The 13,691-nt window shown below is 68.7% G+C and carries 10 protein-coding genes; all 10 read right to left on the bottom strand.

Annotated features, from left to right (window positions below; genetic code table 11):
- Nucleotides 1-39: 39 nt before the first annotated feature.
- Nucleotides 40-3,207 (bottom strand): DEAD/DEAH box helicase, encoded by a 3,168-nt coding sequence (locus tag OG718_RS01840; RefSeq protein WP_328842935.1) that lies wholly within the window; start codon nucleotides 3,205-3,207, stop codon nucleotides 40-42.
- 120 nt (nucleotides 3,208-3,327) lie between these two features.
- Complete coding sequence (locus OG718_RS01835) at nucleotides 3,328-4,647, bottom strand: hypothetical protein (RefSeq protein WP_328842934.1); 1,320 nt, start codon at nucleotides 4,645-4,647, stop codon at nucleotides 3,328-3,330.
- 560 nt (nucleotides 4,648-5,207) lie between these two features.
- Nucleotides 5,208-5,501, bottom strand: coding sequence for a transposase (locus tag OG718_RS01830; RefSeq protein WP_328842933.1), 294 nt, complete (start codon nucleotides 5,499-5,501; stop codon nucleotides 5,208-5,210).
- Between the two features lie 42 nt (nucleotides 5,502-5,543).
- Entirely contained in the window at nucleotides 5,544-7,268 is a 1,725-nt protein-coding gene (locus OG718_RS01825; protein WP_328842932.1) for an ADP-ribosylglycohydrolase family protein, read from the bottom strand.
- A gap of 22 nt (nucleotides 7,269-7,290) precedes the next feature.
- Nucleotides 7,291-7,974, bottom strand: a complete 684-nt coding sequence (locus OG718_RS01820; protein WP_328842931.1) for a DarT ssDNA thymidine ADP-ribosyltransferase family protein — start codon at nucleotides 7,972-7,974, stop codon at nucleotides 7,291-7,293.
- Nucleotides 7,971-9,359, bottom strand: a complete 1,389-nt coding sequence (locus tag OG718_RS01815; RefSeq protein WP_328842930.1) for a 3'-5' exonuclease — start codon at nucleotides 9,357-9,359, stop codon at nucleotides 7,971-7,973. The genes OG718_RS01820 and OG718_RS01815 overlap by 4 nt, the downstream gene beginning before the upstream one ends.
- A 71-nt stretch (nucleotides 9,360-9,430) precedes the next feature.
- Nucleotides 9,431-9,703 (bottom strand): hypothetical protein, encoded by a 273-nt coding sequence (locus OG718_RS01810; RefSeq protein WP_328842929.1) that lies wholly within the window; start codon nucleotides 9,701-9,703, stop codon nucleotides 9,431-9,433.
- Between the two features lie 177 nt (nucleotides 9,704-9,880).
- Nucleotides 9,881-11,074, bottom strand: a complete 1,194-nt coding sequence (locus OG718_RS01805; RefSeq protein WP_328842928.1) for a cytochrome P450 — start codon at nucleotides 11,072-11,074, stop codon at nucleotides 9,881-9,883.
- Nucleotides 11,067-12,506 carry an alkaline phosphatase family protein gene (locus OG718_RS01800; RefSeq protein ID WP_328842927.1) on the bottom strand — a complete coding sequence of 480 codons (1,440 nt, stop codon included), beginning with the start codon at nucleotides 12,504-12,506 and terminating at the stop codon, nucleotides 11,067-11,069. The genes OG718_RS01805 and OG718_RS01800 overlap by 8 nt, the downstream gene beginning before the upstream one ends.
- A complete protein-coding gene (gene eboE, locus OG718_RS01795; RefSeq protein WP_328842926.1) occupies nucleotides 12,503-13,690 on the bottom strand; it encodes a metabolite traffic protein EboE in 1,188 nt (395 codons plus the stop codon). Before eboE ends, OG718_RS01800 begins: the two co-directional genes overlap by 4 nt.
- Nucleotide 13,691 lies beyond the last annotated feature (1 nt).

Raw genomic sequence — 13,691 nt, 5'->3', positions numbered from 1 at the left:
GCTGTCCGGACGACAGCGTCAGCCCTCCCAACCGTGGGTCTAGGCACTGCAGTAGACGGTGAAGTCGCCGGCGCTGGTGTCCCGGACGAACTTCTCCGCGCCCGCGAGGAGCAGGAGCTGCTCGTCGGTGACCTTACGGGCCTGAAGGCCGGGCTGGACGATGATCGTGTGGAAGCGAGGCCGCAGCAGACGGGCCTGATCCCGGATGGTGAACAGCTCCTTGGACCCCCCGACTTCGTAGGGTGAGATGCCGCCGGTGCGCCGGGCGTACTGCACGGCCCGGCCGTGCAGATGATCCAGCAGGGGCAGGGCGTTCTGGCGCCGCCACTTGGCACCGCGCATGGCCTGGCCGCACACCTCGTACAGGTCGCCGACCCGTGTGCCGGGAGCGGGCCTGGAGGAGTACTTGCAGTGCACGAGCGTCACATCCAGGTAGCGGCCGTCGACCTTGAGGCCGACCAGGTCGGCCGCCTCGCCGGAGCCGTCGTCGTCGAGGAGGACATCGAAGGAGCTGGTGGCCTGCAGGTGGGCCGACATGTAGTACTGGATGGAGTCGGTGCGGCGCTCCGGCCTCTGTGACTCCTTGCTGAGGTCCACGCCCTGCCACTCCAGCGGTGTGAGCAGAGCCGGGTCGAAGGGTCGGCGGGTGTAGCGCGGGGCGATGAGTTTGCCCTCGTCGTCGATGAGGCGGTCGCCCTCCAGGAACAGGTCGGGCCGGTGCGCGTTGAGCCAGTCCTCCAGCGGCTGTGGCTCGGCAGCCGGACCGCTGCCCATGATGACGGCGTCCTGCTCGCGGGGCCGGTAGACCAGGCCTTTGGCGTCGTAGTCGGCCTGGTAGGCCACCCGCCAGGCGGGGGTCGTCAGAGAGAACAGGAACGGGCCGGTGGAGGAGTAGTCGTCGACCTCGAAGTCGACGTCGGTGAGCGAGTAACTGCGGTCGTCGTAGGTGAGGGTGTACCGGTCACGGGAGCCGAGGTAGACCTGCCAGGGCCACTGGACGCCCAGCAGCGCGTAGGGGGGCCGTGCGGTGATGTCCTGGGGGATGATGAACCCGTCGACGATCTGTTCCAGGTTGATGGTGCTGTCCAGCAGTTTGGTGCCCTGCTGGTCGCACCAGTCGGTCCAGGCCTTCAGGCTCGGGGCGGTGGTGGGGGACCAGAACCGGCCCGAGGCCGCGGCACTGATCGAGACGCTGTCGCCGTCGTCGAAGCCGGACGTGGCGATATGGGTCTGGCTTTTGTGCTCCTGAGCGGTGTCGAAGCCCTGAGATACGTCACTGCCGACGTGCAGAGAAAATCGGGTGAAGTAGTCCCGCGCGTCCTTGAGCCCGACATTGGTCGGCACCAGCCGGTCCAGGCGGGCCAACACCCGGTAGGTGCGCGCCCCGTTGATCAGCTCGCTGCCCTCGCCCAGCACCGCCTCGGCGAGGTCCTTGTAGGTGCTCGACTTCTCCGAGCCGTGGATGTACAGCAGCCGTCTGGTGGTGTCGAAGTAGAGCACGATCAGTTCGTAGACGACCTGTTCCAGCTCCTGCGGTGCGCCCCAGCGCACGGGGGTGCGCCGTTCGATGACGTACCAGGCGACAGGGGAGTCCTCGCCGCCCAGGGCCATGGCGTCGTCCAGGACGCGCTCGTTGTCCTTGCAGAGCGTGAGAGCCGCCTCGGGTCTCCACTCGGCGGTGGCCGCGCGGTAGGCAATCGCGCTCATCTTCGGCTCCAGCACGCTGACCGCCACGTCCTCGGGCGCACCGGTGAAGCTGGTGTCGAAGGCGCTGGTCTCCTCGGCGGTCAGGGTGGCCCGGTCGGTGAGGTCGCGCAGCAGATGATTCCAGTCGGCGTCCTCGCGCAGCAGGCGGCGCAGCGGTGAGGCGCCGGCGGCCGGTTCCTGCGCGACGAACACGGTGGCCTCACCCAGTCCCTCCGCGGCCCGCGTGAACCGGCCGACGAACTGGATCATCGGGCTCAGGCTCTTGCGGGCCGCATGCATGGCCGCGATTTTCAGGGCGGGCTCGTCGAAGCCCTCACCGAGCATGTCGACGCAGATGATGATGCGGCACTCGCGCGTCCGCAGCGCGGTCACGGCCGCTTTGCGGCGCGTGACGCCCACGTTCTGGTGCACCACGGTGGGATTGAAGCCGGGCGCCAACTCCTGGTAGAGCAGGCCGAGTTCTTCCGCCTTCGGAATGCTCTCGGCCCGCGCCATCAGCAAGTGGTCGTGCCCGGCTTCCAGATCAGCGCGCAACTGACCGATGGCCAGTTCGGCCAGTTCCCGGTCGACGTCCTCGACACCGAACACCGCCCGGTAGTTGATGTGCGTGAAGTACTCCAGCCGCTGGGCCTCCCGCAGCGGGAAACGGAACACGGTACGGCCGGGCAGTCTGCGGCCGTCCTCCCGAAACGGGGTGGCGGTGAACAACAGCACCGGCCGGTCGGAGAAGTCGTCGATCACCCTTGCCCACGTATCCGCGGGGGAGTGGTGCGCCTCATCCACGATCAGATGGGAGAACGACGACAGCAGTGCCATCCGTACATTCCCCACGCTCCTGCTGAGGATCTGCGGGGTGGCGACGACGACATTGCAGGCCGCAACGAACCGGGCCGCTTCTTCAGGGTCCTTGAACCCGTGCTCGAGCCGGCCCACCCGCGGCCGCAAGGCGGCGGCCTTCACGATCTGCTCCTGCTGCAGGATGCCGAGCGTCTCGAACTTCCCCGCGATCTGGTCCCGCAAAGCCGCACTGGGCACCAGTACGAGCAGCCGCTCCATCCGCGCGGCCACCAGCAGCGCCAGCATGGTCTCGGTCTTGCCGGTGCCGGTGGGCATGACCACGATGCCCGGGTCGCCAAGGCCCGAGGCCCAGTGCCCCATCACCGCATGCAGGGCGCCGATCTGCGGGCGGCGCAGGCTGTGCGGCTCACCGTACGGGCGAAAACCGATCGCTTTGCGATACGACTCCACCACCGTCTGCGGTGCGTGCGCCGCCAGGCTGCCCTGCCAGCGCATCTCGTGGCCGGACCGGCTGGGCAGCACGGCCGTCAGCCCGTCGACGGCGTCCGCTGCGGTGCGCAGGGCGGGCCAGCTGCCGTAGACGTTGGAGACCCGCAGCAGCCCGTCCTCGTCGGTGACCTCCAATGCGCTGCCGGGGACCAGCAGTTGGCGGACCTTGTTGCCTGCGATTTTTTCTTCAGCCCACACGGGCTGCGAGCTCACGTTCATACCGGGTGCTCTCTGTTGCAGATCTGGGTGACGGCCCGCGGTGGTTGGGCAGATGCGCGAGGCGCATGCAGGGAGGGTGGGATCGACTCACGGAGCCGCGGCGATGCCCGCGGTTCAGCGGCGGTGCCCGCGCTCGGCAGAGCGCGCAGGGACGTTGAGGAAGTCCTTGAACCAGTTGTCCGGATGCAGGGCGGGCGGGACGGAGGAGGACCCGGCGCCGTCTGCTTCAGGGGAGTTGTACTTGCTGTCGTACAGCCACAGCACGTCGTCATCCTGGAAGAAGAAATCCGAGCAGGCGTCGAAGTCGTAGTCGTCACGGTGTGTGGGCAGCGCCGCATGCGCGCTGTCGGCACCGGCTTCCAGATGAGCGGGGGCATCGCCGAGGGCGAGGTGCAGGACCATCTCCTCGGCGGCACAGGTGGGCCGGGGCCAGGCGCCGTGCTGGAGATCGCCTGTCAGATCGTCGCAGGCCCGGGCGAGGTTGCGGCGCCACTGCATGTTCTGGCGCCATGTCACTTGCGGCAGACGGGAGAAGAAGCCCCACGCGCCGTCGTCGTCCTTGGTGACGGGACGCTCACCCAACTCGGCGGCGTCGTCGTAGGCCGCCTCGGCAAGCTCTTCCAGCGCGCTGAACAGCAGATCGGCCGTGCGCGGCGTGAACGTCCAGTGGCACTTCTGGCAGTCTTCCTCCTCGCAGCCGCACACCTCGGGCAAGGCGAAGAGCGAGGCGAAGTCCGGCTGCGGCCCTTCAGGCACAGCCGCAGTGGCACCGGTGTGCCGCGGGGCAGCGGCATAGGGGTTGGCGGCTTCCTGGAGCCGCCAGCCGGTACCGAAGTTGATGCGGACGGGTTCGGTCGACCAGTCGGCGACCTCGTCCCCCCGTGCGGACAGCAGGAGTTGGCCTTCCTGGGCATCGGTCAGCCAATCCATGCCGGGCAGCTCTCCCGTGCTCTCCGCAGCGAACATGACCGCCCCCACGAGGTCGTGCGGATCGGCATCGCCCAACTCCTCATCCGGCATCGGCTCCCAGCCGCCGGCCGCCGCGGCAGCGAGCACCTTGGCCTGGTCGTACACGTGGAACTCACGCAGCTGCACCACCCGGACCACCGGGCCCGGCAGGTCGGCCAGCCGGGCATCCTTCGGCGACCGGTTGGCCGAGACGGGAAGCTCGCGCTCGTCCTCAACCGGCCCCTTGAGCGGGTCGTCGGCAGGCCATGAGAACAACGCCGGAGCAGCGCTGGGCCACACACCGGCACGGGCGCGCTCCAGGGCCTGACGGAAGGACGCCGCCGGGGCGTCCGGCAGCGTCGTGGCGATCTTTCGCGCCGTGATCTCCTGTTGCTCGGTGAGGGCCCCGTCGAGGGCGGCGGACGACAGCAGCCGGGCCGCGTGCTGGGCCACGTGGGCGTCCCGGCAGGTGAAAACGGCCTGCACGCAGACGGGTCCGCTCGCATGGGCCAGTAGGACAAGGACACGGCTTTTGCTGCTCGCGTGCTCGCACAGAAAACTGCGGGGCACGGCCGAAACCGGTGGGGCTGTCACAGGAGCACTCCAACGACCGCGGCCGGTCACGGGCCGACCGCATACGACAGGGGAAGCTGCTGGTAGGCGCGGTACAGCCGCATCTCCGGACAGCGCAAGAATCGAAAAGTGACTGGTGTTGTCGATGCGATCGGCAACCCGGGTCCGCACAAGACCATAGCCGGTCGGCACGTCTGCGTAAGGCGTTTCGGCATCATTGCCCCCGACAGGCCAGAACAGAGCCCGCGGGGCGCCTTGTGTCACGGGTGCTTCGGACGGACGCAGGGGGCGAACGGCATCTCCTCCGCGGGGCTCCGTCGTCGCCTGGACGCGGCAGCGGGCTCCGTGACGGCTGGGGCCGTGGTGAGCATCACCGGGATGCACGGGTGATGGGCGCCGACAGTCTTCTCCACCGCCCGGCCAGGTTGCGCAAGTGGTGCCAGGCGTCCGCTGCTTGCCAGGCTTGCGAAGCCTCACGGCGGGCAGGCCCCGGCCCGGTCGCGGCAGATCACTTCGATCTTGGGGTGATCGTGCAGCTGGGTTGCCAGTGGCTCGGCGTTCCGTCCCGGCAGCATGTCGACCGGGCGCCGCTCTTCCAGGTCCACCAGGATCGTGGCGTAGGAGTCGCCCTTGCGTAGCGAGAAGTCGTCGATCCCGAGTATGCGCACGCTGGCCTGCGGCAACTCGGGGAGGTGTTTAAGGAGTTTGTCCTTGGTGACGCGGATGCTCAGCACGGACGCGAGCTGTGCAATCGGCCCGCCAGACATGACACGGCCCCGTCCGTTGTGCCTGTGGGGGATTTCCGGAAGTCAGGGACGCCCGGCAGGGCGATTGCCCGGCCGGTTGAGGGTGATGGTGAGCCAGGGGTCGACGTGGACAAGAAAGTGTGTGTGGGCGTCGTCCGCTGAGCCTGGTAGATCGTATTCCTGGACGAGCTGCCAGATCTGCTGCGGATGCTCGGACGTCAGGCGTAGCTGCGCGCGTGGCGGTGACGCCAAGGCATGGGAGGAGGAGGTGTCCTCGGCGATGACGAGGTTGCCGTAGGCGACCCAGGTCTGCCCGTAGCGGTCAGGGCGCAGGCCGAAGATCTCGTCCAGGACCTGACGTACGCGCTGTATGTCGGTCACAGCGAGGTAGGCACCCTGGAGTTGTGTCCCCGGCGGGTCCGGCTGCTTGGTCTGTGGGGGAGTGGCGCGGTGCACGGAGTGCAGGAGGTGCAGCCGCTGCCCGTCGTCGGTGAGCAACTGGACCTGGCGTGCTGCCCATTGGCCAGCGCGGGTATCTTGGCGGGCTTCGACGTGCGCGGTGCGCTGGTAGGGGACGGGGAGGATGCTTCCTGGTACGGCGTGGGCCAGTTGGTCGGTGAACTCGGCCAGCGCCGTACGGGCCTGCTCCGGCGAGGGAGGCTGTAGGCGTGGTGGGATGGCTGGTGCCAGGAGGTCCTGTGCGAGGGCGACCAGCAGAGGCCGGTCTTGAACGTTGCGTCCGTTGGCGCCCAGCCATTCTTGTCCCAGGGCTGCTCCCAGCAGGCTCGCCGTCATAGAGGCAAGCGTGTCGGTGTCCGCGCCCTCCAGCCGGGCGGCGGCGGTGAGTGCGTGGTCCGGGCTGGCGGCCGAGCGGGCGGCGAGGTAGGCGGCCGCGACCGCGCACAGGGTGCCGGATCCACGGGCCTTGCCAGTGAGTCCCTGCGACTTCAAGAAGACGGTCGGTGCGCTGACGGCGCCGCTTTTGAGCTCTTTGTGTGCAAGTGTGAGGAGGTCTTCGACCTCGCGGCTGGTGGCCAGCCACAGCCTGTCGAGGGGCTGCTCAAGCGCGTGCGAGGCCCGGTTCTGCCACTCCTCGCCCAAGGCCTGGAAGATCGGCTTTTGCCATTGTGCCGTGCTGTCCAGGAGCGCTTCGATCAGCCAGCCGTAGGACAAAGGGGTGGGCTGGCGCATGCTCAGCCACAGTGCTTGGGCGTGGACGAGGGCACCGAGGAGTGCTCGGGGATGGCCATGCGTGGTGGCGGCATTGCGGACGACGTCGACGGCCAAGTCATCGAACCGGCTGTCCGCATGATGGTGGATGACGTGCGGTGCGATCCGCATCGCGGCGCCGTTGGCGCCGGTGTCGAAGTACTTGCGGACGTCGCTGGCGCCGACGGTCCACGGAGGACGCTCCTGGGTCCAGGCCTTGCAGGCACGTTTGACGCTGGCACCCGCACCCCGCTCGTAGAAGGGCAGAAGGGGCCACTCGACCCGCTGCAGCCAGGTGAGCCACTCGTCGCCTGCGGTGAGCAGGGCACGTCCGACCGCGATGATCATCTGGGTGTCGTCGCTGTAGTCACCGGCCCCGATCACCTCGGTGAAGGGCCGAAACCGACTTCCCGCTGTACGTTCCCAGGCGACGAACTGGTTCGTGCCGCTGTCCGCCGGCAGACGGCGGGTGCGGTCCCGGCGCTCGTACGGCCAGCCCAGCGCATCGCCGACAGCGGCAGCCAGCACCATGCCGACGGCACGATCAAGCCGGGGATGCGGCTGCGGTTCACGGTTCACGGGGCCACTCTGCCAGAGTTGTTCAGGGGACGAAGGCGAGCTCCGCAGGGCGGCGTCCGGCCCGTACGGTCTGGCTCAGAAGATACTTGTCGAACAAGGCGGGAGCGATGATCAGGGGCGGCAGCACCGCGCCCATGTCGAGGTGCTGGGTAAGCCGGTAATGCTCAAGCTTGGCCTGCTCAGCGTCCTTCACGATGACGCTGTGCACGTGGCTGAGAGGAATCGGGCCGGGGAGCAGAACCTCGGCCTGGTCGTCGGTGGGCCACCAGCCGGGGTGCCGAGCGGTGCGAGTCCGCGTGGCATTTCCGGACACGCTCGCCTCGAACAAGGAAGTGAAAGCGGCAAAACCGCTACGGATGCCTCCCCCCAGACCCCGTGCGGCGTTGTACGGGCAGAACTTCGCCCCAGGCAGGGTGAGCAGAACAGGGTCCAAGGTCAGAATGGCCCATTCCCTGAAGTGCGGGTCTTCGGTCCTTGCCCGGTCCAGGTACCACGTATTGGGATACTCGACGCTGCAGTTGATGTGGTTCGGGTAGCCGTCCAAACGGGCCAAGTCCGTGGGCCTGAACCCCTCGGTGCTTGCCCGCAGAGTCACCGCATCGCGTATCTCGCCGGTGGCCAGGATATGGGCCAGATTCGCGGACTTGGTGAAGTGGCACAGCCGAGTGATGCCGCGACGCTGTGCCTCGGCCCAAATCTCGTTCACGACTCGAGCCTAAGAAACAGGTCTGACATCTCGTCGGGCAGCAGCGGCGTCAACGTGCCTGACCGCAGGAGGATCAAACCCGTGCGCGCGCGGGTCACCGCCACGTATAACTGGCGCGCCTCACGGGCTTTAGCCTCCTCCAGCCCGTGTGACTCGACCTCGGAGGCCTTGGGTATTTCGTCCGCGTCACACAGTGGCAGGATCACCGAGTCGAACTCCAGGCCCTTGGCGGCCGAGTAGGTGCCGTAGTACACACCGGGCCCGTGCGGCCACACCGTCAGGTCCCTGTGCAGCCTGCTGACGCGGTGGCGCTGGCCCAGGTGACGCAGGAGCTCGGCCTCATGCTCCCGGGTGCGCATGAGGACAGCGACCTGCTGGTCTGCTGCCAGTCCATTCGCGAACTCCGCTGCGCGGCGCATCTGTTCCGCCTTGGTAGCGGCCGTGACGATCGTGGGCTGAGGACCGTCGGCGGTGGGCGCCTTGGGCTGGACCAGGTCGACCTCGTCACGGAAGTGCGGCATGTCGGAGATCGCCTGGGCGAGCTGAGCGATCTGGCGACTGTTGCGGTAGTTCTGCTCGAACTCGACCTGCCGGGCCACCGTCAGGCCCAGGGAGCGCCACGACATCCGGCTGCCGTAGATCTGCTGGGCGTAGTCCCCGAAGAAGGACAGCGACCCGTCGGCGGGAATCGCTGCGGCCAGGGAGCGGATCATCTCGGGGGTGAAGTCCTGCCCCTCGTCGACCACGACATGCTTGTAGCGCCGAGCCGAAGCGTCCCTCGCCAGTGCCGCGAGAACGACGGAGGGCAGATCATCCCAGTCTTGGCCATACCCGGCCTGGGTGCGCAGCTCGATGTACCGGCGGTAGACCTCGTAGACCACCGCCCTGTCTGCGGGGGCCAGGGCCGAACCCCTGCCGATACGGGGCGCACCGTTGAGGTAGGCGTCTTCGTCGGTGACGCCATGACCGGCCATCCAGTGCAGCTCGTCCATGAAGAATCCCGGCGGCTGGCTGGCCACCGCTCGATGAGTTGTGTTGCGGACCTCGGACAGCGCCTTGTCAACTAGAGCCTGCTTGCTGGGGCAGATGGAGACGGGCTGCCCGGTCGCATACCTGAGGTAGCCCCGGGCGAACAGGTGATAGTTCTCTACGGTCAGACGCGTGCTGTGGGCGCCGATGGCCTTCAGGTAGGTGACCAGCGCCCGGTTGAACGTGACCAGCAGCGTTCGGCCGGCGATCCCCGGCGCCTCGGACAGATAACGGGCACGGTGTACTGCCATCGTTGTCTTGCCGCTGCCTGCGGTGCCCAGGACCACCAGATGGCCTTGAGCCGTCAGATACACCACTTCGCGCTGCTGCCCCTGCGGCTCCGGAAGTGCCCCCATCGCGTCAGTATGACGCAGAGAAGTGCTTCGGTGGTCCGAATCAACAGCGTGTGCAGGAATACCCGCAGCGTTCAAAGACTCGGGAAGCCACCCGTGGCCATCCAGTTGGTGCTGTGGATGATCTCGTTCACGGTGCGCAAGGCTCTGCTGGCGTGCTGGTGGGCCGCGGCGGCCAGTTCGTAGTAGCGCTCCGGCTCGCCGCCCAGAACGGGTGCCGAGGTGCCGACCCGGTGCAGATAGCCGACTACGGCGTGCGTGGAGCGCAGCTGGGTCGAACAAGAACTCCCAGTCCCGCCGCAGCGGGGCGTCACAGCCTCGGGATTCGATATCGGCCCGAGACTCATGTGCACTCTCAGTACCTCCGCAGGCACAGCGTCATTGAAGGAGACGGCAGGAATTATGCGGGAGTTGGAGGAGCAGATGACTCGACGTCGACGGACGCTGCTGCTTTCGGGAAGCTGGGCCTCGAGCCGCGGCGCCGGCGTGCGGCTTGACAGGGCTGGCCCGCCACTCCGCCGCTTTCACCAGGTGACGGGCAGTTCACTTACGCCGTGGATGGCCCGGCCGTGCAGGGCGAACTCCCCCGCGGGCACGGCCAGACGCAGTTCCGGCAGCCGCTGGAACAGCGCGGGCAGGGCGGTCTGCAATTCGGCGCGGGCCAGCGACTGGCCCAGGCAGTGGTGCGGGCCGTGGCCGAAGGACAGATGGTGCTGGGCATCGCGGGTGATATCGAAGGTGTCGGGCTCCGGGAAGGCCCGCGGGTCGCGGTTGGCGGCCTGGAGCGAGACGACCACCCCTTCACCGGCCCGCACCGTGACGCCGCCCACTTCGACGTCCTCCAGGGCAATCCGGCGCATGCCGATGTGGACCACGGTCAGGTAGCGCAGCAGTTCCTCCACCGCTCCCGGCACCAGCGCCGGGTCGGCGCGCAGCGCGGCCAGTTGGCCGGGGTGGGTCAGGAGTGTCACCGCTCCGAGCGACAGCATGCTCGCGGTCGTCTCGTGGCCCGCGATGAGGAGTTGCACCAGCATGCCCGCCGCCTCGGCCGCGGTGGCCTCGTCGGTGGCCACGCGGTCCGTCGCGAGCCGGCTCATCAGATCGTCGCCGGGGGCGGCGGTCTTGGCGGCCAGCAGCTCGGAGAGGTAGCCGAACAGCGCGGCCCAGCCCGCGCGCATCGCCTCGGGTCCGGCCGTTACGGTGGCGAACGCGGCCGCCTGCCGGTGGATGAACTCCCGGTCGGCGTAGGGCACTCCGAGCAGCTCGCAGATGACCTGCAGGGGCAGCGGCAGCGTGAAGTGCTTCACCAGATCGGCGCCGGACGGCTCCTTCGCCATCAGGTCGTCGATCAGTGAGTCGGTCAGCGTCCGGATCACCGGACGCAGTTCCTCGACGCGGCGGAAGGTGAAGTCGGGGATGAGCATCCGGCGCAGCCGTGTGTGGTCGGGCGGATCCATGGCGAAGAGCTGGCCGGGGGTGCGCGGCGGCGGGGTCGGCTGGAGGCCGGGAAAGCCTTCGCGGATGTTCTCGGAGCTGAAGCGCGGGTCGGCGAGGACGGCGCGGGCGTCCTCGTGCCGGGTGACCAGCCAGGGTGTGTTGCCGCCCCACAGCGCGATGCGGCTCACGGGGCTCTCCTCCCGCAGCCGGGCGTATGCGGCGGGCGGGTCGAGCAGGGTGGTGCGGTCCATGGGGAGTGCGGGAAGGGTGGTCTCAGACACGATCAACGTCTCCCTTGTCGGCGGTGTCCTCGGCGGTGGCGCCGGTGGGGGCGGGAAGGCCGGCGAGGCGCAGCAGCAGGTCCTTGACCTCGGTGGCCGCGTACTCTTCCTGGCGCAGGGCGGGTTCGGAGCACAGGAGGACCGGACCGTACTCGGGGTTGTCGGGCAGCCTGCCGTGGGTGCCGCGCACCCCCGACGGGTTCAGCGGGACGGTGCGGATGCGGTAGCGGAACCCGAGTTTCTTGCGGGCGATCTGGGCAGCGGCGCGCAGTTTCAGGGCCGGGACGTCAGGGTCGTAGAGCAGCTCTGCCGGGTCGTAGCCGGGTTTGCGGTGGATCTCGACCTGCCGGGCGAAGTCGGGTGCGCGGGCGTTGTCCAGCCAGTAGTAGTAGGTGAACCAGGCGCCGGGCTCGGCGACCGCGACGAGTTCGCCGGAGCGCTCGTGGTCCAGGCCGTGGGCCGATTTGCTGTCCTTGTCGAGGAGTTCGGCGACGCCGTCGAGGCCCGCGACGATCTCGGTGGTCTTCGCGAGGTCGGCCGGGTCCCGGACGTAGACATGAGCGATCTGGTGGTCGGCGACGGCGAAGGCGCGCGAGGTCCACGGATCCAGGTACTCCATGCTGTCCTGCGTGTACACCTCCAGCAGACCCGCCTCGCGCAGCGCGCGGTTGATGTCCACTGGGCGGTCGGCGGGCGCGATGCCGTACTCGCTCAAGGCCACGACGGTCGCGCCCGCGGCGAGGAGGTGGTCGATCAACGGACGTATGGCATCGTCGAGTTGGCGTGCCGCGCGGGCGGTCTCTGGGGAGTCGGGACCGGTGCGCTGCGGCTCGTAGTCGAGGTGCGGGAGGTAGACGAGGCTGAGGTCGGGCCGGTGCTCGTCGAAGAGCTGGCGGGCGGCGCCCAGGATCCACTGGCTGGAGGGGAGACCGGCGTTCGGACCCCAGTAGGTGAACAGGGGGAACGGGCCCAGACGGTCGGTGAGTTCGTCGTGCAGGGAGGGCGGATATGTGTAGCAGTCCGGCTCCTTGCGGCCGTCCGAGTAGTAGATCGGCCGTGGGGTGACGGTGAAGTCGACGTCCGCGCCCATGGCGTACCACCAGCAGATGTTGGCGACCTTGAAGTCGGGGCGTGAGCGCCGGGCGGTGTGCCACAGCTTCTCCCCGCCGACGAGGTGGTTGTGCTGCCGCCACAGGAGTACGTCGCCGACGTCGCGGAAGTACCAGCCGTTGCCGACGATTCCGTGCTCTCGGGGGAGGACGCCGGTGAGGAAGGTCGACTGGACCGAGCAGGTCACTGCGGGCAGGACGGTGCCCAGGCGGGCTTGGAAACCGCGGTCGGCGAGCGCGGCAACCGCGGGCATGTGCTTGAGCAGCCGGGGCGTGAGGCCCACGATGTCCAGGACGACGAGAGGCTTGGCGGGGGCAGTCATGTGGAGGTCTCCTTGCTCAGAGAGCCGGGCGTCAGACCGAGTGCTGTCAACTCCTGGTGGGTCCAGGCCAGTTCGGCGGCAAGGCCGGTGGCGAGCCCGGCCGGATCCGTTGGCCGCAGTCCGGGCGGCAGCACGTTCCAGGTGTACGTCTCGACCTCGATGTGGTCGCACAGTGCCTCGGCCCCGCCGAGCAGCCTTCGCAGGACGTCCGAGAGCACGGGCACGGTCGTATGCAGCGGGGGCTCGGCGGCGGCGTGCAGGGGGGCGTGGAAGTGGACCCGCCAGGGCGCGTCGTCGGGCAGTTCGCCCGCCAGTGCCTGGGGGAGGTCGTCGACACCTCGTACGCCTTTGGCCGTGCGTGCACGGGTCTGGTGCAGGAAGCGTTGCTCGGCGAAGCCCGCGAGCGCAGCCCGGGCCGCGAGGTCTGCCGGGACGTCGGCCTGGAGAGCGGCCGAGGCCTGCACCTTGACCACCGGCAGCCCGGCGTCCGCCAACCGGGCGAGAGCCGCCGCCGGTTCCTCGAACTGGACGGCGAGGTGGCAGGTGTCCAGGCAGACACCGAGCCAGTCGGGATCGAGTCCGCCCAACTCCCGTACGGCCTGAGTGGTGTTCTCCACCACACACCCCGGCTCCGGCTCGAAGGCCACCCGGATACGGCGCCCGGTCTCCCGGTGCAGGGCGGCGAGGCCTGTCGTGAGCCGGTCCAGAGACCGGTGGGCCCGCTCCCACCGTGCGCGCGGCCAGGGCGCACGCCAGGCGAGCGGCAGGGTCGACACGGACCCGCGTACCGCGTCGTCCGGCAGGAGACCGGCGAGCACGCGTGCGCAGGCGAGGGTGTAGTCCAGACGCCGGTCGTCCGCCCAGTCCGGCAGGTAGACGTCCTTCTTGACGACCTCGCGGTGGAAGCCCTCGTAGGGGAAGGCGTTGAGGGTGACGGTCTCCAGGCCGCGCAGGGCCAGTTCGTCGCGGAGGCGGGTGAGAGCTGAAGGGCTGTCGGCGAGTTCGGTGACGACGTCGTGGGCGAGCCACAGGCCGATGCCGAGGAGGTCGGTGCCGAGTTCCTTGCGCACCGGTTCGGCGTACTCGGTGAGTTGGGTGACCACGCCGTCGAGGGTCTCGGCGGTGTGCACGTTGCTGCAGTACGCGAGGTGGACGGTTGTGCCGTCCCGGTGGTGCAATCGCATG

This window comes from Streptomyces sp. NBC_00258 (genome assembly GCF_036182465.1).
Lineage (GTDB): Bacteria > Actinomycetota > Actinomycetes > Streptomycetales > Streptomycetaceae > Streptomyces.
This window is presented reverse-complemented; position numbering and strand designations above follow the sequence as displayed.